At 30.0% G+C, this 23,471-nt stretch carries 25 protein-coding genes and 2 other annotated features (1 of these 27 running past the window's edge); of the genes, 6 read left to right on the forward strand and 19 right to left on the reverse strand.

The window, feature by feature from the left end; genetic code table 11:
• Window positions 1–269: 269 nt before the first annotated feature.
• The 4 genes from JMO20_RS14780 to JMO20_RS14795 all read right to left on the reverse strand — a co-directional run bounded on the left by JMO20_RS14780 (window position 270) and on the right by JMO20_RS14795 (window position 4,290).
• Window positions 270–896, reverse strand: coding sequence for a class I SAM-dependent methyltransferase (locus JMO20_RS14780; RefSeq protein WP_202710471.1), 627 nt, complete (start codon window positions 894–896; stop codon window positions 270–272).
• A gap of 164 nt (window positions 897–1,060) precedes the next feature.
• The gene (locus JMO20_RS14785) at window positions 1,061–1,453 is read right to left on the reverse strand and encodes an RrF2 family transcriptional regulator (protein ID WP_202710472.1); all 393 of its coding nucleotides are present in this window, start codon (window positions 1,451–1,453) and stop codon (window positions 1,061–1,063) included.
• A 250-nt stretch (window positions 1,454–1,703) separates the two neighbouring features.
• On the reverse strand, window positions 1,704–3,665 hold the full coding sequence (locus tag JMO20_RS14790; RefSeq protein WP_202710473.1) for an ABC transporter ATP-binding protein/permease: 1,962 nt from the start codon (window positions 3,663–3,665) through the stop codon (window positions 1,704–1,706).
• A gap of 1 nt (window position 3,666) precedes the next feature.
• Complete coding sequence (locus tag JMO20_RS14795; protein ID WP_202710474.1) at window positions 3,667–4,290, reverse strand: TetR family transcriptional regulator; 624 nt, start codon at window positions 4,288–4,290, stop codon at window positions 3,667–3,669.
• A gap of 274 nt (window positions 4,291–4,564) precedes the next feature.
• Here JMO20_RS14795 and JMO20_RS19855 point away from each other — a divergent pair, with 274 nt between their 5' ends.
• Window positions 4,565–4,726 carry a hypothetical protein gene (locus tag JMO20_RS19855; protein WP_207753522.1) on the forward strand — a complete coding sequence of 54 codons (162 nt, stop codon included), beginning with the start codon at window positions 4,565–4,567 and terminating at the stop codon, window positions 4,724–4,726.
• 126 nt (window positions 4,727–4,852) lie between these two features.
• Here the strand turns inward: JMO20_RS19855 and JMO20_RS14800 are convergent, their stop codons facing one another.
• Window positions 4,853–5,641, reverse strand: a complete 789-nt coding sequence (locus tag JMO20_RS14800; protein WP_202710475.1) for a class I SAM-dependent methyltransferase — start codon at window positions 5,639–5,641, stop codon at window positions 4,853–4,855.
• Window positions 5,642–5,940: 299 nt separating this feature from the next.
• Between JMO20_RS14800 and JMO20_RS14805 the strand changes: the two genes are divergently transcribed.
• The gene (locus tag JMO20_RS14805; RefSeq protein ID WP_202710476.1) at window positions 5,941–6,237 is read left to right on the forward strand and encodes a YciI family protein; all 297 of its coding nucleotides are present in this window, start codon (window positions 5,941–5,943) and stop codon (window positions 6,235–6,237) included.
• 204 nt (window positions 6,238–6,441) lie between these two features.
• On the opposite strand, the gene JMO20_RS14810 is transcribed toward JMO20_RS14805, so the two are convergent.
• Complete coding sequence (locus tag JMO20_RS14810) at window positions 6,442–6,876, reverse strand: MarR family winged helix-turn-helix transcriptional regulator (RefSeq protein ID WP_202710477.1); 435 nt, start codon at window positions 6,874–6,876, stop codon at window positions 6,442–6,444.
• 152 nt (window positions 6,877–7,028) lie between these two features.
• Here JMO20_RS14810 and JMO20_RS14815 point away from each other — a divergent pair, with 152 nt between their 5' ends.
• The 4 genes from JMO20_RS14815 (at window position 7,029) to JMO20_RS14830 (ending at window position 11,621) form a co-directional block, all read left to right on the forward strand.
• Window positions 7,029–8,036 carry a YhdH/YhfP family quinone oxidoreductase gene (locus tag JMO20_RS14815; protein WP_202710478.1) on the forward strand — a complete coding sequence of 336 codons (1,008 nt, stop codon included), beginning with the start codon at window positions 7,029–7,031 and terminating at the stop codon, window positions 8,034–8,036.
• Between the two features lie 450 nt (window positions 8,037–8,486).
• On the forward strand, window positions 8,487–9,122 hold the full coding sequence (locus JMO20_RS14820; protein WP_202710479.1) for a TetR/AcrR family transcriptional regulator: 636 nt from the start codon (window positions 8,487–8,489) through the stop codon (window positions 9,120–9,122).
• Between the two features lie 2 nt (window positions 9,123–9,124).
• Window positions 9,125–10,024 (forward strand): ABC transporter ATP-binding protein, encoded by a 900-nt coding sequence (locus JMO20_RS14825; RefSeq protein ID WP_202710480.1) that lies wholly within the window; start codon window positions 9,125–9,127, stop codon window positions 10,022–10,024.
• The gene (locus JMO20_RS14830) at window positions 10,017–11,621 is read left to right on the forward strand and encodes an ABC transporter permease (protein WP_202710481.1); all 1,605 of its coding nucleotides are present in this window, start codon (window positions 10,017–10,019) and stop codon (window positions 11,619–11,621) included. Before JMO20_RS14825 ends, JMO20_RS14830 begins: the two co-directional genes overlap by 8 nt.
• A 112-nt stretch (window positions 11,622–11,733) precedes the next feature.
• Here JMO20_RS14830 and JMO20_RS14835 read toward each other — a convergent pair whose 3' ends face one another.
• From JMO20_RS14835 to JMO20_RS14895, 13 genes are all read right to left on the reverse strand, one after another.
• A complete protein-coding gene (locus JMO20_RS14835; RefSeq protein ID WP_202710482.1) occupies window positions 11,734–12,462 on the reverse strand; it encodes a DUF3169 family protein in 729 nt (242 codons plus the stop codon).
• Window positions 12,455–12,670, reverse strand: coding sequence for a helix-turn-helix transcriptional regulator (locus JMO20_RS14840; protein ID WP_202710483.1), 216 nt, complete (start codon window positions 12,668–12,670; stop codon window positions 12,455–12,457). The genes JMO20_RS14835 and JMO20_RS14840 overlap by 8 nt, the downstream gene beginning before the upstream one ends.
• Window positions 12,671–12,731: 61 nt before the next feature.
• Window positions 12,732–13,181, reverse strand: coding sequence for a glycine zipper domain-containing protein (locus JMO20_RS14845; protein WP_202710484.1), 450 nt, complete (start codon window positions 13,179–13,181; stop codon window positions 12,732–12,734).
• Between the two features lie 261 nt (window positions 13,182–13,442).
• Complete coding sequence (locus tag JMO20_RS14850) at window positions 13,443–14,495, reverse strand: aminoglycoside phosphotransferase family protein (RefSeq protein WP_202710485.1); 1,053 nt, start codon at window positions 14,493–14,495, stop codon at window positions 13,443–13,445.
• Window positions 14,485–14,967: a GNAT family N-acetyltransferase gene (locus JMO20_RS14855; RefSeq protein ID WP_202710486.1), complete on the reverse strand. Its 483-nt coding sequence runs from the start codon at window positions 14,965–14,967 to the stop codon at window positions 14,485–14,487. Before JMO20_RS14855 ends, JMO20_RS14850 begins: the two co-directional genes overlap by 11 nt.
• Window positions 14,968–15,093: 126 nt before the next feature.
• Window positions 15,094–15,384, reverse strand: coding sequence for a CD3324 family protein (locus JMO20_RS14860; protein ID WP_202710487.1), 291 nt, complete (start codon window positions 15,382–15,384; stop codon window positions 15,094–15,096).
• A gap of 246 nt (window positions 15,385–15,630) precedes the next feature.
• Window positions 15,631–16,335 (reverse strand): ATP-binding cassette domain-containing protein, encoded by a 705-nt coding sequence (locus tag JMO20_RS14865; protein WP_202710488.1) that lies wholly within the window; start codon window positions 16,333–16,335, stop codon window positions 15,631–15,633.
• Window positions 16,336–16,392: 57 nt separating this feature from the next.
• Window positions 16,393–17,037 (reverse strand): amino acid ABC transporter permease, encoded by a 645-nt coding sequence (locus JMO20_RS14870; protein ID WP_341534038.1) that lies wholly within the window; start codon window positions 17,035–17,037, stop codon window positions 16,393–16,395.
• An 18-nt stretch (window positions 17,038–17,055) separates the two neighbouring features.
• Window positions 17,056–17,871 carry an amino acid ABC transporter substrate-binding protein gene (locus tag JMO20_RS14875; protein WP_202710489.1) on the reverse strand — a complete coding sequence of 272 codons (816 nt, stop codon included), beginning with the start codon at window positions 17,869–17,871 and terminating at the stop codon, window positions 17,056–17,058.
• A gap of 69 nt (window positions 17,872–17,940) precedes the next feature.
• Window positions 17,941–18,200: a binding site (T-box leader), on the reverse strand.
• A gap of 59 nt (window positions 18,201–18,259) precedes the next feature.
• Window positions 18,260–20,188, reverse strand: a complete 1,929-nt coding sequence (locus JMO20_RS14880) for an FAD-binding protein (RefSeq protein ID WP_341534039.1) — start codon at window positions 20,186–20,188, stop codon at window positions 18,260–18,262.
• 242 nt (window positions 20,189–20,430) lie between these two features.
• On the reverse strand, window positions 20,431–21,240 hold the full coding sequence (locus tag JMO20_RS14885; protein ID WP_202710491.1) for a MerR family transcriptional regulator: 810 nt from the start codon (window positions 21,238–21,240) through the stop codon (window positions 20,431–20,433).
• Window positions 21,241–21,310: 70 nt separating this feature from the next.
• A complete protein-coding gene (locus JMO20_RS14890; RefSeq protein ID WP_202710492.1) occupies window positions 21,311–21,886 on the reverse strand; it encodes an NUDIX domain-containing protein in 576 nt (191 codons plus the stop codon).
• Window positions 21,887–22,070: 184 nt separating this feature from the next.
• Window positions 22,071–23,141, reverse strand: coding sequence for an NlpC/P60 family protein (locus tag JMO20_RS14895; protein WP_202710493.1), 1,071 nt, complete (start codon window positions 23,139–23,141; stop codon window positions 22,071–22,073).
• Window positions 23,142–23,443: 302 nt separating this feature from the next.
• Window positions 23,444–23,471: a binding site (T-box leader), on the forward strand (it continues 181 nt past the right edge of the window).

The raw sequence follows: 23,471 nt of genomic DNA on the forward strand, positions 1-23,471 counted from the left end.
ACATGAGTCGTACATCTACTTATTCAGTCCTTTCACTCCTTCATAAGCAGTGTTACGGCTTCAACATGCACAGTATGTGAGAACATATAATACAAAAAACTGCCGTTATTTATGGTACGGTTCACCATATCGTTGTAACTGGAATTTTAGAAACTAAGACAAAATTGAATATTTGACTCAAATCTATAATACTTTAAATATAATCTGTTTAACTATAGTCATTATAGTTTTTTATCTCTAACTAAAATACAATGTCAATTACATGAAATCTACTTCTTACATTTAATAATTATAAAATGTAATGGAGGTTTATTTTTCATGCTTTTATTTGACTCAACAATTTCTGAAGTTTCCATCAAGCCATACTCTACAAATTCTTCCTTTATTGAATTATAATCATAAAAAAACATTTTCACGCCTTTAATTCTCTCGAATCGATCTTTACTCAATTGCTTTCCTTTTCCAAACATAGGAGCTTTTTTTGAAATAGTTGTGAAAATCATATATCCATTTGGTTTTAATTGACTATAGCAATCTTTAATAAATTGCTTTCTCTCATGCTTATTTAATAAGTGAATAAGCGCATAACAAAATATACCGTCATAAAGTTTGCTGTCAAAAGGCATGTCGCTTACTGAGCCATTGTAGATACTAATATCATCAAGCCCGTTTTTTCTCGCCAAATCAATTGCAGTTTTTGAAATCTCAATACCTGTTACATTGATTCCGTTCTCAATAAATATCTTTGCATTTCTACCATATCCAATACCTGGTATTAAAATGTCCTTAACTTTCTTTTCAAGGAAAAAATCCTTTGTCAAAATTGCAGAATCTGAAGGTTCAAATCCCCACATTGTTTGTTTCTCTATAAAACTTTCTTCCCAAAATTCTGTCATCTCTTTATCTCCTCATAATAGATTTTTTCAACTTCGTCATTTAAGTGTCTTCTTTTTTCAATTATATATATTATAGATACATTTTATCTATAATTGAAGTATAAAAAACTTACAGGATAACTCTACATCTGAAAGAATTATTATTCCTTACTTCTTCCATTGCTTTACATATACTGAACTATTTCATAAATCTTTTTATTCTGTAGATACCTTTTCATAACATTCTCTGCTTCTTTCATTACTTTGAAGATTTGACACCCACTCTCATCGTCATGTAATTCACAACTAAATAATGCTCCCGTTCCTTCAGTTGCCTTAATCACATCCATAAATGAAATTTCCTCTACCCTTTTACGTAAAACATAGCCCCCTTTTACACCTGGTGTTGACTGAATTAAATCAGCCTTTACTAGTTCTGTTAAAATTTTTGAGAGATAGGTAGCAGATATATTGAAATTGTCTGCTAATATTTGCAAACTAAATTTATCATCTTTATTATTTTTTATCATATACGCAATGGTATGAAGCGCATAGTTTGTAGCCTTTGTATATTTCAAAATGAATCCTCCTTAAAAGATATTGTAGACTCTAATTATCTATAATTATACTGGTAATATTTATTATTGTCAATCCTTAGAATATGTACATCTCTTACATTCAGTGTGGAAAATCAAGTATCATTGAATTTTAAATCTATAACAATTAGTTGAATTGTTAAATTAATACAGGTCAGTTATACTCATTAATGAGTATAACTGACCTGTTAATTATGCTTAGATTTAATTTCCTTTATATTTCCAATAGGATTTATTCATATCGTAAAGACTCCATTGGATCTAACTTTGCTGCCTTTGATGAAGGCATAAGTCCTGCTATAATGCTTACAGTCATACTAACAGCTACACCAAAGAACATCGTTAGACCTGTTAAATCAATCAACTCTGCTCCAAAGCTTTTTGATAGGATACTATTACCAACTACACTTATAATTATTGCTATAAAAACTGCAATTAAACCACTAAATAAACCAAGTAATGCTGATTCTGAGAAGAAAATACGTTTAATATCCTTCTTTCTGGCACCAATGGCACGAAGTATTCCAATTTCTTTCGTACGTTCCACAACACTGATGTAAAGAACAACTAAAATCATAATTCCAGAAACAATTAATGAAATTCCAGAAATTCCTGCTAGTAATACAGTGGCTAAATCTAGATAAGACGTTACTTGTTCAAGCATAGCTGCTGTTTTAGAATTTGCATATCCAAGATCTTTTAGTTTCTTCTTTATTTCATCGACTTGATCTTGTTCATTGGCAAATGCATTAATCTGTGTTGGGCTCAAAGTCATATTGTTCTCCACATATGCATTTTCTAATGTTTCATATTGCACATAAGCCGTAGTCATTCCTTGCATACCTATACCTTCTGCACTGTATATACCTGAAACCATCAGTTTTTTCTCAATAATGACAGGCTTATTTTCATTATTGATTTCATTTACATAAACACTTAATTCTTTACCAATAAGAGATTGATAATCCTCTTCACCTGTCAAATTTTTGGCTACAGAAGGTGTAAGCAGAAGCTCGTTTTCCTCAGGTAATTCTCCCACTTCCAAGTTTTCTTTCTTAATACTGTCAGTAATTGTAGAGAATAAGATGATATCTGAACGTTTATCCTCGTAGCCTGCACTAGTTTTCATATTAAACGTAATGACTTTTTCAACCTTATTTACATTTTCAATAGACTGAATTTTCTCTATATCCTCTTCATTAAAAGACTCTAACTCTGACATCATAGCTCTAGGGCCAGTTTCTCTTTCTGCCTCACTGGATTGCTTAGTAATCTCAATCATTAAAGGATTCATACTAGAGTTAATTTCATCATTAATAAAGTCTGTTACACCACTACCTAATGCTAGCATAATAATCACACTTATGATCCCAATTGATCCACCTAGTGCCACTAATATATTCCTTTTAGCATTTAATTTCATATTTTTTAATGCAAGTTTAAAAGAAGCAACCAAACTTAAATTTCTTGCTTTTGTCTTATCTATTTTTTTAGCTGATTGGTAGCTGTCTTTTAAATTGATATCATCTACAATTCTCCCGTCATCAATTTTCACAATTCGACTTCCTGAATCAGCCGCCTTTTGAGAATGGGTTACCTGAATAATCAATTTCCCTTTTTTAGCAATTCTATCTAATAACTTTAGTACCTGCTCACTTGTTTCTTTATCTAAAGAACCTGTTGGTTCATCTGCTAAAATAATATCAGGATCGTTGGACAAGGCCCGAGCAATTGCTACACGCTGCTTTTGTCCGCCAGAAAGCTGATTTGGTTTTTTCATCATATGATCCTTTAAACCAACTTCTAATAAGAGTTTTTTTGCTCGTTCATTTCGTTCTTTTTCACTTTTACTTGCCATCTGCATAGCAATTGTCACATTTTCTAAAACTGAAAGATGAGGAATTAAATTAAAACTTTGAAAAATGAAACCAACTCTACTTTTTCGATAATCATCTATTTCTATTTCTTTCATCTTTTTAATATTCTTACCCTCTATAAATACTTCTCCCTCAAAATTAGAGTCCATTCCACCAATAATATTCATCAGTGTAGATTTTCCACAACCTGATTCTCCAAGTATAGAAACGAACTCACCTTTATTAAAACTAAGATTTATATCATGTAGTATGGTTGTTTTTTCTTTACCATCAATTATATAGGATTTATTAATATGTTTAACCTCTAATAGGTTCATTTTATCTTCTCCTCTCTTTACAGAGCCCCTTCTTCAACAAATGTATTTCTGTAATATAGTTTTCTAAAGATTCCTTAATTGGCATCTCATTTGTAAAGTTGCTAATAGTATTGTGAAGTGTTATTACCATAAGAATTTGCATAACATGCCTGAATTCTTTCTCATCAGCAATATTTAAATTTTCTTTATCAATTAAATCACTTAATTCTAACAACTCATTACTAAATTTCCTTTTATTAAAACCATTAGTAAATGTGTTCTCTATCTTATGATTCATATTGAGAAAAGCATTCCTAAGAAAATCCCCGTGTTCTTTTGTCTTGAACTTTTTCAACATTAAATGAAACATTTCAATAAAGGTATTAAATATATCACCATTTAATTTCTTTAAGATTGAGATAAAACTCTCTTTACTTTCTTTGGCATATTTATTTAATAGAAAAAAATATAGGTCTTCCTTGTCGTTAAAGTATTGATAAAAGCTACCTCTAGAAATTCCCGCTGACTTAACAATATTAGAAATTAATGCTTCACTTAATTGAACTCTTGAAAACTCTTTTTGAGCTGCATTCAATAGAGTCTCCCTTTTATCTTTAGAAATATTAAAAAATGTTTGTTTTGGCACTGTTTATCCCCCTCTTATCTTAAATGACACCATGTCATATTTAATCCTAGATTAATTATATATGACAAGGTGTCATTTGTCAATCAAAATACAGTAAATTATAGCGAATATTTATTATTATTAATTTATCATTAAACTTATAGTTGCTAATAAAGAAATGTACTCCATACAAAAAGATTAATATACAACAATACAAATAGATGAAATTCATAATAATGTTTCTAACAACTCTCATAGATGTGTTCTTTGCAATCGTGTATGTCAAGATAATAAGGTGGCCTTTGTCTCACCTATCTGCAAAGCAAATAAAAATGGTGGAAAATCTTATAGGTCCATAGGATTTGAAATATGTTTAGATAGTGAAGAATGCAATGAAAGAATTACATCAACTGAGAAGCTTGAAGAAATCCTGAAAAATGTGAATAATTTGAAGTAATGGTTACATGATACCTTTACCTTTATTGAGAAAATATTATAACTCTCATTTTTATATCAACCACAGAAATTAAAAACCCCCTCTACATTAAATGTAATTGGGGGTTATATCTATGCTTGTTATTCTTTACTTTTTTAACAAGAAATATGTTATCTCAACTTCTTCTTTAAAATTTCCTTTTGGATTTATATCAAGTAAAACTTCCTTTAATTCTCTTTCGAATACATTAATATTATCTCCTAGCAGTCTTTTATTGCAAAATGAAGTAGAATATAAATAGCCTATTAGACTTTCCATATTCCATTCATATATAAATTTGAATTTTCCTTTTTGGCTTAGTTTAAATTTACTTTCTTCAAAATAGTCCTCAAATGATTTTTGATCAGAAGGAAATTCTCCTTTTCCAGCTTTTCTTTTTTCACCTAACCATTTTTTAATTATTTTTATAGTTTCTTTTTGCCATGTTTTTTTACCGCTCCAAAAACTAGTACCTGCTAATACAACCATTCCACCAAACTGAGTCAATATATCGTAAGACTTATTTAGAACTACATCTTTATCCATCCAATGAAATGCATTACCACATAGTATTAAATCAAACTTTCCTAATTCCTCACCTATTTTTTCTGATTCCATTGTTATAAAGTTAATATTACTAATATTTTTCTCTGAGCTAACTTTCTTGGCCTCATTTATCATTTCTTGATCAATATCTATTCCAATAACTTCTTTGAAACTTTTATGTAATGGTATTGCCAACTTACCTGTCCCACATCCTAAATCTAAGAGTCTACCTTTGCCATCGACTTCATAAAACTTAGTTATAATATCTAATAACTCTTGGGGATATTCTATTCTATATTTGGAATAGTATTTAGCTGTACCTACAAACAATTCTTTATTTGAAAAACTCATAGTTTCACTCCTTTGAAACCTTTATTTCTATATCATAAAAATAAGTAAACTCTAAATCATTAATTAAGTGCTATTTATTATTTACCAAAAACTCCTTGGCCAATATAGAAAAAAAGTATAGTAATTATACATTAACTAAAATTATAACATATTATAGAAAGCCATTATCTATTAATTTCCAATTATGTTGTTATTCTCATAAACTAAACCTACATTCATAATCTCTTCTAAATTCTTGAAGGATTAGTATAAGCTTATATAGAATATAGTAATTTAAATAAATATAAGGAGGTATTGCTATGCAATTCATAGTTACAGGTTATGACGGTACAGACTCAGGAGCCATGGAAAGAAGATTGGCTGTTCGTGAAGAACACCTTAAACTAGCAGATTCAATGCGAGAAGAAGGAAAATTACTTTTTGCTATTGCACTATTAGATGATAATGAAAAAATGATTGGTTCAAAACTTATTATGGAGTTTCCAACTAGAGATGAACTTGATAAATGGTTAGAAAAAGAGCCTTATGTTAAAGGTAATGTATGGCAACAAGTAGAAGTAAATCCATGTAAAGTTCCACCGATGTTTTTAAAGTAAAAAAAGAAATATAATGAATAAATAACTTTTCCTTGATGACAATTTTAGATAATAGATGCCCCTACTACATATCTGCAGTGGGGGCATATGGTATTTTTGAAAACTTAAAACTAAAATAATTATTCAGATATATGTCCTACAATAAATTCTGGACTACCTAAGCCCATTGAAAAAAAACTATTTCTTCTCAATATATGAAAAAATCTACTCTAAATTAAAGTTATTATTAAGCTTCTTTAATAGATTAAGGAACACTTCTTTTTCTTCAGAAGAAAAATTATTATATGCAGTCGAATAAACATCTCTAGAAATTTCATTAAATTTATCTTCTATATCCTTACTTTTTTTTGTAATTTTAACATAAGTAACTCTTCTATCTTCTTCACTTTTCTCTTTTTTAATATATCCAAGTTTTGACAATTTATTAACCAATACTGTAATAGTAGACTTGTCTTTTCCCGTCAATCGTACTATATCTTTCATGCTCAGTTTACCATGATTATCATATAAAACTGTAAGTATATTCCCATATGAAGGAACTAAATCAAATAATCCTTTTTCTTTCAGCTCTTTTTCTATAAAGTCAGTCATCTTTTTCTTAGTTTTACTTATATAGTATACAATATATTTATCCTTCATAATCAATCTCCTATTTCTATGTATAATTCTAGCTATAAAGTAATTATAATATTAATTAAAGTATTAATCAATTTCTATAGTAATAGTTTGACACAAAACTATTCTTTTATTATAATTAGTTTTATATAAAACTAATAAAAGGGAGTGTTAAAATGAGTAATATCAAATTTAAAGCAATGTTAGTGTCAGAAATAGAGGATAAAAAATTCTCAAGAGAAATTGTAACAAGACAGTTAAAAGACCTCCCCAAAGGCGACGTTTTAATAAACGTAAAATATTCCTCCTTAAACTATAAAGACGCTCTTTCTTCAATAGGAAACCGAGGAGTTACCAGAAATTATCCCCATACTCCTGGTATCGATGCAGCAGGTATTATAGTTGAAAGTAATAATGACAATTTTGAAGCTGGAGATGAAGTAATTGTAACAGGTTACGATCTTGGAATGAACACTTCAGGTGGATTTGGAGAATATATAAGAGTTCCTGCTGAGTGGGTTGTTAAGCTTCCTGAAAACCTTACATTAAGAGAAAGTATGATATATGGAACTGCTGGATTTACCGCTGCCCTTTCAGTTTACAAGCTAGTAAACTCAGGTATTAAACCTGATGATGGAAATATATTAGTAACAGGTGCAACAGGTGGCGTAGGTAGTACTGCCATTTCAATCTTAAGTAAAATCGGATATAATGTCATTGCTGCTACAGGAAAAACACACGAAAAAGATATGCTCTTAGGGATTGGAGCTAAAGATATAGTTGATAGAAGAGAAATAGACGATGATTCTGGAAGACCTCTTTTGAAAGCAAGATGGGCAGGAGTAATAGACACAGTAGGTGGAAATATGTTATCTACAGCAATTAAAACGACAAACTATGGTGGTAGTATTACTTGTTGTGGAAATGTTGCAGATCATAAATTTTCAACTTCAGTATATCCTTTTATTCTAAAAGGAGTAACATTATTTGGGATTGATTCAGTTCAATGTCCTATGGATATCAGGCTTAATATTTGGAAAAAATTATCTTCAGATTGGAAGCCTAATACTTTAAATGATAATGTGAATGAGATATCTTTAAAAGGTTTAAATGAAAAAATTGATATGATGTTAGATGGAAAGCATAAAGGCAGAACTATAGTTAATTTATCATCTCAACAGTAGAAAGTTTAAAAGTTTATTATACATATCTCTAAATATTATTCTGACAATATGTACAAAGTTAAATTTTATTGAGTCTAATATTTGAGGAAATTGATATTAAAATTTTATGTGAAAACATATTTAATTTGTGAATATGTAAATTCTCATTTATCTAAAAGATAAGGAGCTGTTATATTAGAATAACAGCCCCCTATCTTTTTTATTTTTTCCAAATACCCTTTTTCACGAGAATCATATGATTTATTAACTAAAAAAATTGCATAGTAAAATTTTATGCAATATTATATTGAATTTGTAAATATGCATTTTCCTCAACTATTAATATTCTGAAACAATATCTACTTCTTAATTTAGATAAAAGAAAAGTTAATTTGCTGTTGACCAATATGGTCTATGGTGATATGATTAATCTATAGACCATATTGGTCTATAGATTAGGAGGTAAATCGTATGAATGAATCATTTAAACAATTAGATAAAGAAAAACAACAAAGAATTTTAAATGCAGCCTATATTGAATTTACAAAAAACAGATATAAAAAGGCATCCACAAATCAGATTGTCAAATCAGCGGGAATAGGTAAAGGTATGCTCTTTCATTACTTCAATAGTAAAAAAGAATTATTTAATGACTTAGTAGAAATGAGTATACAGTTTGTACAAGAAGAGTATTTAGATAAAATTCCTAACAAAAATCTAGGTTTTATAGAAAAATATAAACTAGCAGCAAAGGCAAAACTGAATGCCATGTTGAAAAATTCGTATGCCTTTAGCTTTTTGGCAAGTATTTATCTTAATAATTTTGAAGATGTACAAGAGGAAGTAAAAAATAAAACTGAATATGTTAAAAATCGAGGTCTTGATAAACTTTACTCGAATATTGACTACAGTTGTTTTAGGGATGATATCCCACCAGAAACTATCATAAAACTTATAACATGGTCTGTAGAAGGATACCAGACAGAACTACTATATAAATTGAAGTCTGTTGATCTCATAGATACTGATATGGACCCCTATTGGAAGGAGTTTGATGAATTATTGGAACTATTAAAAACTTTATATTATAAAAAAGGAGATGAATAGTAATGAGTGTTTTAAAGGTTGAAAACCTAACAAAGAAATTTGGTAAGTTTACTGCTTTGGACAATGTAAGTCTTGAACTACAAGAAGGAGAGGTTTTTGGTTTCATTGGTCCAAATGGTGCAGGAAAAACTACTACCATTCGTTCAATTTTAGGAATTTTAAAGGCTACAAGTGGTAAAATAACTGTTTTTGGAAAAGATTCTTGGAAAGATGCAGTTGAAATCCATAAAAGGCTTGCCTTTGTACCTGGGGATGTTTCTCTTTGGCCAAACTTAACAGGTGGAGAAATAATTGACTTATTCATTAAATTAAATGGAAGTAATAATAAGAGTAAAAAAGAAGAACTTATCAAGCTTTTTGATTTAGATCCTTCTAAAAAATGCAGGACTTATTCTAAGGGAAATAGACAAAAAGTCGCTTTGATTGCTGCTCTATCAGTAGATGCCGACTTATATATACTTGATGAACCAACATCTGGACTTGACCCGCTAATGGAAAAGATTTTTCAAGAATGTATAAGAAATTTAAAATCTGAAGGCAAAACCATTTTTCTCTCAAGTCATATACTATCTGAAGTTGAGCAATTATGTGACAGAGTATGTATAATTCGTAAAGGTAAGATTATTGAAACAGGTTCACTAAAAGAGTTAAGACATCTCATGCGCAACCAGATTACCATTGAAACAAAGTCTACTGTTTCTGATCTAGAAAATCTCAAAGGCTTATATGGTTTAACTGTAAGAGATAATACATATAATTTTCAAGCTGATGCAGATAAATTGATTTCTATTATTAACCACTTTAATAGTTATGGCATAGTTAACCTAGAAAGCATGCCCCCTACTTTGGAAGATCTATTTATGCACCATTATTCAAATGGTGAGGTGAATAGTAATGTTTAATATAACAGGGTCAAAAGTTCTATCTGCCTTCATTTTAAAGAAAGACTATAAAAGAATACTCATATGGATTGCTATATTGGTGATTTTATCTTTCTATGTCGCAAAGTCGTTTCCTTCATTATATCCAACAGATATGGATGCAAAAGCCATAGTTGATACCTTAGCCAATCCTGCAATGATTGCAATGTTAGGTCCATATTATGGCGACACCAATAGCTTCCAGATGGGAGCCATATTTAGTGCCGAAATGTTACTTTTTACTGCACTAGCTGTAGCAATAATGAATATATTGTTAATTACCCGTCATACAAGAAAAGATGAAGAAGAAGGTAGACTTGAATTAATTCGCTCTCTTCCCGTTGGAAAATCAGCAATCTTATTTTCAACTCTATCTGTTTACACAGTTGTAAATATAGTTATGGGATTTCTCATAGGCATAAGTCTTGCTTTAGCAGGAATTGAATCTATGAATTGGAGTGGTTCAATATTGTATGGTATGACATTGAGCGCTACTGGAATACTCTTTGCCACTACTACATCTGTTTTTTCTCAGCTAACTCAAACAACCCGTGGTACACTAGGGTATTCTTTTAGTTTTTTAGGCTTTACGTATCTATTAAGAGCTATTGGTGACATCAATAGTGAGGCTCTTTCACTAATTTCACCTTTAGGTCTTATAATGAGGACTAAGACCTATGTAGAAAATGTATGGTGGCCAATATTAATAGTATTGGCTTTGTCAGTAATTATTGGATATATCGCTTTTAGACTAAATAATATTAGAGATTTAAATGCCTCATTTATCCCGGTAAAACCAGGAAAAAAAGACGCTTCTATCTTTTTACAAAGTCCGTTGGGATTAGCATGGAGAAACCAGAGAGGAACAATTATTGGTTGGGCTATCGGTATGATGATTTTAGGAGCTTCATATGGTTCAATTTTAGGGGATGTGGAAAGCTTTTTCTCTGGAAATGAAATGTATCAGAAATTACTTGAAGGTATAGGTGGCGCTGGCTCTATGGTGGAACAATTTGTTGTTATGCTTTATGCTATAATTGCAATGGTTGGAACAGTTCCAGTATTACAAATTATTTTGAAGCTTAGACATGAAGAAAAAAGAAATCGTCTAGAACATATATTAAGTCGAGTAGTATCAAGGGGTAAGCTTATTTTTAGTTACGTAACTCTAGCAACAATAACTTCATTAATAATGTCTTTTGCAGGGACTTTTGGGTTATACAGTGCTAGTGCTTCTGTTGCTACCACACATTTAAAGTTTTCTACTATGATGAAAGCGTCTTTAGCTTATTTGCCCGCTATATGGGTATTTATGTCCATTACAGTCTTACTATTAGGTATGTTTCCTAAGGCAATAAAAGTGATTTGGGTTTACCTTGGTCTTACTTTTGCCACAATTTATTTTGGTGGACTTCTTCAATTGCCTGAATGGGTTTCAAATCTTACACCTTTTGGACACGTCCAAAAAATACCAATGGAGGATTATAATATTATAAGTGGAATTGTGTTATTTGCTATCTCAATATCACTTATTCTTATCGGCAACATAAAATACAGAACTCGAAACCTTGAAGGCTAAATTTATTCTTATAAAAAATAAAAATAGTGAAAAGAATTTAAATAGCCTGAGCTCTAAAATCCACAGAACTCAGGCTGTTTAATTTTTTGAAAATTAACTTGTCTTAAAAGAACTATTTTGTTTTTAAGGTATAATAATTGTAAGAAGTTATTTGAATAAGCATAATCATACAACTCACAAAAACAGGGAAAACACCTGTGCTCAAAACTATATTACATAGTATTGTAAGCACTATCAATCCTAACGATGCATTTCTAGAAAACTGAAATGCATGATACCCAGATTTATATATTCTAAACTTCTCAGCCTCATCGCAACTTTCAAGAAATTCTTTATTAAATTTTAAAGAAGTCGGTTTTCCCTTTAATCGATTATCAATTTCTTGTATATACCTTATTGCAATAATTTCTAAAACAGCTGCACATATACTACTGAACAGAAATAAAAATAACACTAATAATAAATTTTCCCTGGTTCTATTAAATGTCATTCCAAATAGCATAAGATTGAGTATTAGAAACACCCCATTTATTAACATTGATAATTGAAAGGCATACTCACCTTTACTTTCAAAGGTGTCAATTTCATCATCAGATACTAGAGCTGTCCTATCATAATTTTTCTTAGCTTTAATATATTGAAATACAGCTGGTAGAAATAAACACACAAATAAAACAATATAAATTAAAACAGTATACTCAATAAAAAAATCTGATATTTCTTCTAGAATCTTCATATGATTATATTGATTTAATTTCATTAAACCAAATGATAAGATTAATCCAATTACTCCACCAATTCCCATCAATAATAATATTCTAAGTATTGTTTTCCTATTCATTCTCTTGATCCTCCTGATAACAAAATACTTCTTCCACTGACACATTAAATACTTTACATAACTTTAATACTAAAGTTATTGAAGGATTGTAATCACCTCTTTCAATCAAACTAATAGTTTGTCTAGATACACCAACTAGCTTCCCTAAGTCAGATTGATTTATCCCCATTTTTGCTCTTTGAATTTTTAAGGTATTCTTTAATGGCATATGGTCCTCCTAATAAATCTATTTCTTTAATACAAAACACTAATATTACAAAACTAGATATTTAATATAGTTTTCCATCCTTCTCTGCTTCTTTTTCTTTGGAAGATCCTATTGCTACACCGATTGAAATTCCCAGTCCGATTCCTATTGATATTAAAGCTGGATTTATTGAAGTAAAAACGACACCGATACCACTTCCTAATGCCACACCAATTGACAAATAAATTCCAATATACGTTCCTTTAGGCACATATCCATAATTTTTTTTGACTTCTTCTTTTAATGATTGAAAATTCTTATTATAACTTTTTCTTAAATCTTTTCTTCCTTCAGAAATTAACCTTAAATCATTACTTAATTTTTTAATTTTCATAATTAGTTCTTCATCTTTTATATTGTTCTTATGGGCTTTTTTTATCAGATTTTTTAATGTTTTAATTTGTAATTTTCTAGATTCTTTTTCTCCTAACTTTTTTTCTACTATCACAATATTATCTATTAAATCTAACATAGAACAATTCTCCCTTTTAATATTTATTTGACAACTATATTTTTCATAATGACAAATATAGTTGTCATTAATATTATAGCCTTGACAAATATATTTGTCAAATAGGAATATTTATACAGTTAGTTTGATAGCAGTCTTTTTTATTTAAATAATGAAATATCCCCTTACTTCTTTATTAAGTAGTAGGGGGATACTTGCAGCGCATAGTATATCCTAATAAATCCATTTTACGATCTTAAAGTCCTCTCACAATTTTACTAATTATATAGATATCTTATCAAATAAAAAACTACTCTCTAATCTATTTATAATTTTTTCTTTAATCCCTTCAACCTTATCCATCAGATCCTGATTCTTATCACTATTCATGCACATAATACATAACTTTCTAAGGTGCTGCTTTACATGTTCAATTCTTATTCCAATATCTATTTCTTCTATCGACTCATTAGGTTTGTAATATTCAATGAACTTCATCCCAATATATTTATCTTCTATATAATAAGTTGTCCTTGCTATTTCATAAACCCACCAATTAGCTCTACATTCATCCCAATCTATTATCCTAGGTTCATCCCCTTCATAAACAATATTTGATGGAAACATATCGCCATATATAAGAACGCTTTCTTTTGGTCCTTTTATTCCTTTGCATAAATCATTGATTTTATTAGAAACATACTTTAAGAATTCTTCCTCTAAAACCTCATGATTCACTAATTCATTGACCTTAACTCCACCATCTTTAACATTCCCAAAAGACCATCTAATAACTTCATCAATATTTTCATAATACTCATGAATACTAGAAAATTTATTTTGTCCCTTAATATCTCCAAAATAATTAAGCTTTATTGAATGTATTTGTTTTAGTAATAGAGCATAGTCCTTAATCCAACTAATCTCTTCCTTTGGGTCCATCTTAAGACTTACTTCTTCATTAAATATTTTCACTTCTCCATCTATCCATTTTTGTATTATAAATCCATAGGGTGCTATTTTATTGCTTTCATCCGAATGAATTATTTTATAATAGTTAAAGCCTGCAGAATTGAGAAGTTCATAACATTTATTTAAAGTAACCACATCAGGATACCCACTCTTCAATAATATTTTAACTAGGAGTTTAATTTCCTCCTTCTTATTTATCAAGAAGCCTCTCATAAAATAATTTAAATTTTGACCATCTTCAATCTCTTTTACTTCTGTTATTAACATTTCATACTCATCTATTAAGATATTTTTTATTTCTTCCGTAATTATTTTCTTTTCATCCACAGAAGGATTTATAAATTCTTTTACTTTAAAGATCATTATTATATACTCCTTCCATAAAAACCGCTTCACCTATTACCTCTAGACCACATTTCTCATATAATTTTTGTGCAACTGGATTATGTGTATATAATCTTACTGAAATTGCATCTGTTTTAGATTGTAATTCAAAGGCTTTTTTCATTAGTTCATAAGCTACTCCCTTACGTCTAAATTCTGGAGCAGTCCATAGTTCATCTATATAAATCATGCCTTTATGCCATTTCCCTATTTTGGGAATATACATTAAAGAAATCCAAGCAATATATTTATCTTGATACTTAGCTGCATAGACATAAAATCCTTGATGATCTAATTCCTTATAAACGTCTTCAAAGCACTCATTCTTGCTTGCCCTTTTTTCTTCAGTTGTTCTTTCAACTTCGTTAATTCTCCAATATACCATGTCATTAAATTCATGATAATTGTTTTTATTAATTCGTTCTATAGTTATTTTTAACTTTCCACTCATGCTATTTCCCCCCTGTTTTCACTAGATCTTACCTTTATATAAATAAATCTAACATAAGAATTTTACAGAAACAACCTTGAACTTTTTTCATAAAAGAAAATGAGAAAGGCTCACGCCTTCCCCATTCTATAACTTATTATCTTGTAACTTTCTTTTCTGTTGAGTAATAATACGGTAAATACTTTTTTTAGATAAATGATATTCAACTGCAATATATTTAACCTCAACACCTTTTAAATACTCTTCATATATACTGCTATTTCTTTCCCTGATTTCATTTCTAGTATTAGTACTTTCACCCCATACCTTTCTTTTAGAACTTTTTCTTGGTATATATACATACCTACCATCAACATATTTTTGAATTGATTCTATAATATCTTGAGGTAAGATATCCTCAACATTAACATAGCTCATAATGCTCCTCCTTTTATTGAATGTCTAAAGGATTGAGCAAAGGCTATTATTTTTTATCTTCACCATGCAATAGCCTTTGCTATGCATTAATAATATATTTTCTCATACTACTCTTACCTCCTACTATCTAATTTTATGAATAATAAGAACATCAAATCTTTACTATATTTTGTAATATTTATAGATGTTCCTATTATATAAATTTCTAGATTAAGTGATAAAGTCCTTTATAATTAGGTTAATTTATTAAACAACAAATTCATTAATTGTTGACTCTTTTGTAATCTTTCCTTTATCCATAAATAAGACTCTATCAGATGTATTCCTTACTAAATCCATATCATGGGTAATAATCAAAATACCCATATCCTTTGAAGACAGATTTTTTATTATTGATGAAATTCCTTTACTTAACTCAGGATCTAATGCTGATGTTGGTTCATCAAAACACAAGTATTCAGGTTGTAATACTAAAGCCCTTGCTATGGCAGCTCTCTGTTTTTGGCCACCTGATAACTCACAAGGATAGGCATCCTTTTTATCTTCCAGTTCAATGATTTCTAGTGTTTCTAATGCTTCTCTTGTTGCCGCTATTTTATCCATATTTAATACCTTAATGGGAGCCTCAATAATATTCTCAAGAACAGTCATATGAGGAAATAAATTAAAACTCTGAAATACTAACCCCATTCTTCTTCTAAATATTCTTAACTCTTTCTTCTGAGCATAACTAAATTTTTCATCTTCAGTCTTACATAAAAATAGATTGTCAAGCTGTATTGTACCACTGTCTGGCTTCTCAAGTCCATTTAGGCATCTAAGGGTAGTTGTCTTACCTGCTCCTGACTTTCCAATAATAGATAAAATTTCACCTTTATTTAGTTCAAAGCTCAAATTATTTAAAACTAAGTTTCCTTTAAACTTCTTATTTAACTCCTTTATCTTCAGCACTACGCTTCCCTCCCATAATTTACTTTAGAAATACATCTAGTATCTTCAATAAATTTTTTATTGATAGTATTCATATTTTTTCTCTAAAAGATTAAAGCCTCTTGTTAATATGGCTGTCAAAATCAAATAGATAATTCCAATTAAAACGAGGGGCATAAGAGATGCATCCCTATTTGATGCTATTTTCCCTGCCCTCAGTAACTCTCCAATTCCTACTACATAAACTAGAGATGTATCCTTGATTAAAGTAATGACCTCATTAGCCACTGGTGGTATCACTCTTTTAATCACTTGTGGAAGAATTATTCTTATGAAAATATGAGTTTTAGAAAGTCCTAGTACCTCACCAGCCTCATATTGTCCTTTATCAATAGATTGGATTCCTGATCTAAATATCTCACCAAAATATGCACCATAATTTAATATAAAAGCAATGAATGCTGCTGTTGACCTATTAAAAACTAATCCCACGTAAGGTAATCCAAAGAAAATTAACACTAGTTGAAGGAGTAATGGAGTTCCTCTCATTATCCATATATAAAACTGAGTAACTTTAGAAATTATTTTTATGGTAGATAGTCTACACAGTGCAACAAAAAAACCTAGAGGAATAGATAACGCAACTGTTATTATAAATATCTTAATTGTAATTTTGAGTCCTTCAAAAATAGAAGGTATTAAAGAATATATATATTGAATCACATTTATCACCACCATCCATTATTTTATTATGTTTTTTCCAAACCATTTTTCAGATATTAATTTAGCACTACCATCATTCTTCAGCTCAACCAATGTTTGATCTAATTTTTCCAGCAACTCAGTGTCTGGTTTTCTTAATCCAATTCCATAATTCTCTTTTCCAAAGTCTTCTTCAAGGATTTTATATTTTTTTACTCCTCTTTTTTGAATATAGTACCTTGCTAATATCTCATCGGCTACAACTGCATCTGTTCTTCCTGCTTCCAAGTCCATAAAAGCTTCATTGTTTGTTTCAAATAATATTAGTTCTCCATTTTTAAATTGCTTAACTAATTCCTGCTCCTTGTTCACAGCGTCTAAAGAACTAGAGCCACTTTGTACAGCAACTTTTTTTCCAATAAGATCCTCTTTCTTAACTATGTTTGAATCAGATAGAGTAATAATTACTTGCTTATTTTCTAGATAAGGTTTAGTAAATGCAACTTTCTCCTCTCTTTCCATAGTTATTGTATATCCATTCCAAATAAGATCAATATTCCCCGAATTAAGTTCTGCTTCTTTCATTGACCAATCAATAGGTTGAAATCTTACTTCTACTCCTATTCTTTTAAAAGCTTCTTTTGCTAAATCTACATCAAATCCAACAATTTCTCCTTGTTCATTTCTAAAACCCATTGGTGCAAATGTATCATCTAGTCCAATTGTTACATATCCTTGTTCTACTATTTCATCAAGTCCAATTCCATTAACAATCTCTTCTTTACCACATGCAGAGATTATAAAAGTTATACTAATAAACAAAGTTAAAATAAATAATAAATTATTTTTTTTCATATTTTCATCTCCTTTTATTTTTTGTATAAGAGCTAATTTTTCAATAAAAAAACTCGTCCTCTAGCTAAGCTAGAGGACGAGAGTTTTACTCACGTGGTCCCACCTCATTTTATTAATACCTCACGGAATTAACCTTTTCGAGTACGGCAAAGTTTGCTTATACTCTAGCACTGTAACGGGTGCGGTACCGAGGACAGTCTACACCCTTAACTAAGGGTTCGGTGCCTGACTCTGAGATGTGTTCAAAATAATTTTCTATGCCCCTCTCACCAAACGGGAACTCTCTGTTCAAAAAATTTATTCCTACTATTTCTCATCATAGTCTTTTCTTCATTTAATCTCTTATACTTTAATATGGTAAAGCATTAAAGTGGTTTTGTCAAGTTTTTTATTTTTTTAGTATTTCTTTTGCAGCATATTGTCCACCAAGTCGCCCTGATGTGAAAGCATAGCCTATTCCAACACCATTGCCAACATAAGTATCATTAAATAGTACCCCTTCAGATTCCAATCCTACTGCGTATAATCCATTAATTGGAATACGATTATTATTAAGTACTTGGAATTTCTTATTTACTAATAATCCACCTACAGAACCTAAGTTGTTTATTTCAGCTATTATAGCATAATATGGACCGTTTTCTCCCATAGGAGTTAAATACTCTTTATTCTTTCCAAACTCAGTATCTACTCCAGTGTTTATAGCATTTTTATAATTATTATATGTCTCTTTAAAAACTTCTACATCCATTCCTGCATTTTTTGCTAGTTCTTCTATTGTATCTCCCTTATATCCATCTCCATTTTCAACCATAGAATCTAATACTTTATATGCATCTTTCCAAGGATTATCCAACGTAAATTGATCCTGAAAGTCAGCATAAAACTCTGGTGGTAATCCTGGAAGTCCAGGTGCATTAACACCAATCATTCCCTCTGCAATTAGAGAGTCTATTTGTGACTTAGAAACAACTACATAGTGATATGGTCCATTAAATGCACTAGTATTAGCAGCAGCCACAGCTGTTAATGTTGCAGCTTCATCTCTAAATCTTGCACCTGAAGTTCCTACATTCATAAAATTGGGCAAATAAGAAAGCATAAGTGGGTAACTTGCCTTAAATGATTCGTAATTGCTTTTCAAATCACTAGTAGCCCTTGCTAGAGTTTGATGAAGCATCTGGCCTCCAAAATTATCTGGGACTTTAGCTCCAGCTTCCCATGACATTTCTAATCCCTCTCCAATATTCTGACCTAATCCACCATTTACACCTTCAAAGCCAAAGGCTTCTTTAACCATTTCTTTATTAGCTGCATAACCTCCTGTAGCCATAATTACATTTTGTGCAGTTATTTCAAGAGTAGTTCCATCTATTTTCTCAGCTACTACTCCTATGACATCTCCATCTTCATTTACAATCAACTTTTTACCAGTTGTATTAGTTATAACTTGACCACCTTGATTTTCAACTGATTCAGCCAACATCCTTTTTAATGTTTCTTCACGATTTTCATAAGGTGGTAATACATGTAATTGCTCTCCGCCAAAGTTCATATATGTTGTATTATATCCTTTTTCTTTTAACCAATCATATGTATCACCAGATTTAGTTACATATTGTCTTATAGCTGCTGCATCAACTCTCCAATGGTTATTTACTATCCAATCATCGATTGTTTTTTCCTCATCAACAACTAACCCACTTTCAATGGCAGCTGAGGAATTAAAAAATTTACCTGCCCAAGATAAATTACTAGCTCCTCCAATAACTCCTGTTTTTTCTATAATTATTACTTTGGCACCTTCATCCGCTGCAGCTATTGCTGCTGATACTCCAGATGCCCCAGCGCCTACTACAACAACATCTGCTTGTAATCTTACTACCTTTCCTTCATTTTCTTTTTTTGTACCATTATTTTTTAATACTTCTACATCGCCACCTGCTTGCTTTACAGCATCTTCAACGGCAGTAATTATTGCTTTACTAGAGTTTGTTGCACCTGATACAGTATCTACATCTAGTGTTTGACCATCTAATATCTGACTTTTAATGCTATTAAGAGCATTATCTCCTAGTCCAGTAGTTTCTGCTTGACTTAAAATCTTTATGTCGATAATTTCATCTTCACTAAATTTTACTTCTAATTTTATTGGACCTCCGTTACCCTCTGCTTCCACAGTGTAGCTTCCAGCTATATAAGTACTCTCATCAGCTGAATTTGCAGTTTGTTGTGTACATCCACTAACCATAGATACAACTAAAAGCATACAAAGTAAAAAGACTATTCCTTTGTTAATGTTTTGACTATTTTTCACTATAATCATCTCCTCTTATTTTGTTTAGTAATAATCTACCTTACCTTAGATATTTGATTTTAAAAAAATACAATAGTTTTAGTAAGCTAGACACTTCATTCAATATTTTAAACCTTAGTGTAACACTAAGGTCAATAGTTTGTTAAATATCAAACTAAAAAAATCAGATTCAAATGAATCTGATTTTTAGATTAAGCATGTTTTTTATCTCATACTATTAAAAATATACAAAAATATTAAAATTATTGAATTGGTATATATATTTCTAAATAACCTTTACTTTCATTATTGAATTTCTCATTTACTATTATTTTACCAATAATATCTCCTGCTATTGAATATCCATTTTTTTCTATATAGTCTACTATATGCTGTAATGACTTCCGAGTTATATAGTCTTCTTGGGAATTACATATAACAGAATATATATACGTTTTAGATTCAATGTATTCTACATTACTATCAGTCTTTATCTCAAAATCATTAATGCAATCTTCAAATATAGCAAGTCCCCAACTATATCCAAATGAATCTTTATTAGATAAAAACTCTTGATACTCTATTTTACAAGAATAGAAAGAAAAGGGTAATATATTCATCCAAGTATCGACTATACTTCTTAAATGATCATCCTTTAATAATGTGTTTTTACTTGTTTGCTTTATCCTATATATCCCTGGTAGTTTTCTTTTTTCACATTTATTCAACTTATTTTCTATTGCTCTCAGGCTATCATTGATTTCTGTAATTTTATTTAAAAGCATACTCTTTCTCTTTATCTCTTCTTCAAGATTCAATTGAGTTTCCTCTATCTTCTCAATAATACTATCTATTGAGGAATCTTTAGTGAGTATAGCCGCTTCTTGTAATGGTATTTCAATACTTCTATACCACCTACTCATAAGCAAATCTCTTGCATCTAAATCATTGAAATATCTATAATTATTTCTATTGTCCCTAATGGGTTTAATAATATCATGTTTTTCATATAGTCTTAATGTATCAACTGTTACTCCTAACATATCAGCAAATTCTCCAATTGTATACTTCATTAGAAATTCTCCTTTCAGAAATTGTATCTAACATATTATAATAATTGAGATTTATTTTCTAATTCTTATACTATTTTTTAATGGAATTTAGTTCTCTAGCTCTCCTCACAATTTTATTATAAATTTCAATTAAATAAGGTTCACTAGAATACTTGTCCAAACTATTAACTTTAATCCATCCCACATTACTAGTTTCTTCTTCATTGACAACTAATTCTTCACTTTCATCAGCTAATAAAGCATATGATACATTCATATGCAAATGGGATGATACATAGTTTCCTCTCTTTACATGTCCATAAACAGGTATAATGTCTATAGATACTATATCATTTATTAATGGAGTTACCTTGGATATTCCCGTTTCCTCCTTTGCTTCTTTAATGGCCACTTTAAGCATGTTACTGTCACCATCCGCATGACCTCCAGTCCAAGTCCAAGTATTGTATATATTATGATGAATCATTAAGATTTTATCTAAAGATTTATTTAGAATTAATCCTGAGCTTGTCATATGTACTATTTGATTATCTCTTGTTAAGATATTATCATAAAATAGGCTGATATACTCTAAAATAATTTTTTTGTCACTGATTTCTTGTTTATTAATCGGTTGATATTTGGAAATTGCTTCTTTAAAGTTCACTTATACCACATCCTTATAAGTTCGTATAATAATAACTTCTATACTAATTTTTTATAACCTTTTTATAGTTTTAGCAAAAAACCACAGCAACAATAATACATATGTGTATTATCGCCACTGTGGTTTTTATAGCTAATAATCATTAAATTAATATTTATAATTTTAATACCTATTTTTTTATTGCTTAAGGCAGTATTCTCTTTGCAGAATAATAAGTGTCAGCATAGTAGCCTGACATAATTGTCGATACCTTTACAACATCTCCTGTATTTGGTGAATGTACAAAATTACCATTACCAATATATATTCCAACATGATTAACTGTTTTGCCATTACTTGCAAAGAAAACTAAATCTCCATATATTAATTTATCTTTTGAAACATAAGTACCTATTCTAGATTGTTGTTTTGAGGTTCTTGGTAAAGATACTCCAAGCTTTTCATATAATGAATATACTAATCCAGAGCAATCATAACTATTTGGCCCTGTAGCACCCCATTGATAAGGCTTGCCTAACTCTTGAGGTATAAGACTTTTTAATCTCATAACCTTTGCTAATTCTCTTGAACTACCACGTGTTACAGCTAGCCTATTACTTGAAACTTTTTCTGAAGCTAATACTTTATCATATGTCCTTTTTACAAGTATAATTGCTTCTTCCCTAGAAGTTTCTCCACTTGGATTAAATATATTACTACCAACACCATTTATGGCACCTACTTGATAAAGGTAGTCAACTGAATCTCTTGCCCATGACGAAATCATGTTGTTGTCAGCGAATTTATGGATATATTCATTTGAATATTTATATTCAGGTTTAGCTGCATGCAAGGTTCGATATATCATTACGCTTATCTCTTCTCGAGTCACCATATCATTAGGAGCAAACTTATCTACACCTATGCCATTTACAATTCCCAATTCATTAGCTATAATTACCTGTGAATTCTGCGTATCGACAAAAGGACTTTTCCCTTTAACCACTTCTTGCTTACCACTCAGAACTTCATATAATTTTACAGCAATCTCACTAAATTCTCCTCTAGTAATACTATTTCTGTATTTTCCCTGGATACTATCTGGTATAAGCTTTACCTCTACTGCTTTATTAACTTCATCCTTTGCCCAATCACTTGGAGTATTCCCATTGCTTTCAGTTAAATATGTACTAGCATACTTAGCTTGAGGTATTGCAATAATAGTAAGTACAGTAAGTGTAAAAATTACACAATATTTACATATCTTATTTATCATTAGTAATCTATCCTTTCTACATACGACATATATAAGTATTATCCACAAAATAGTATTTTATACTTTCAGTTATTTAAATATTATCATAAATGTTCCCTTTATTTTGCTTCTTTTTTATTCCAGTCTTGTTAATTAAAGCTATTGCTTAAATAGCCCAAGAACAAATTCCCTTTTAAATCTTTCTGAATACAATAAATATATCATTATTTTTAACACAAATATCTTCATATTCTAAAATTTGTTAAATTTGGGGTTGACACCAATATAAAGTATAATATAGAATAATCATTAAATAAATTTATGGAAATTCATTGAAGAGAAAAGTATCCA

The organism is Sporosalibacterium faouarense (genome assembly GCF_016765695.1).
Classification (GTDB): domain Bacteria; phylum Bacillota; class Clostridia; order Tissierellales; family VENL01; genus Sporosalibacterium; species Sporosalibacterium faouarense.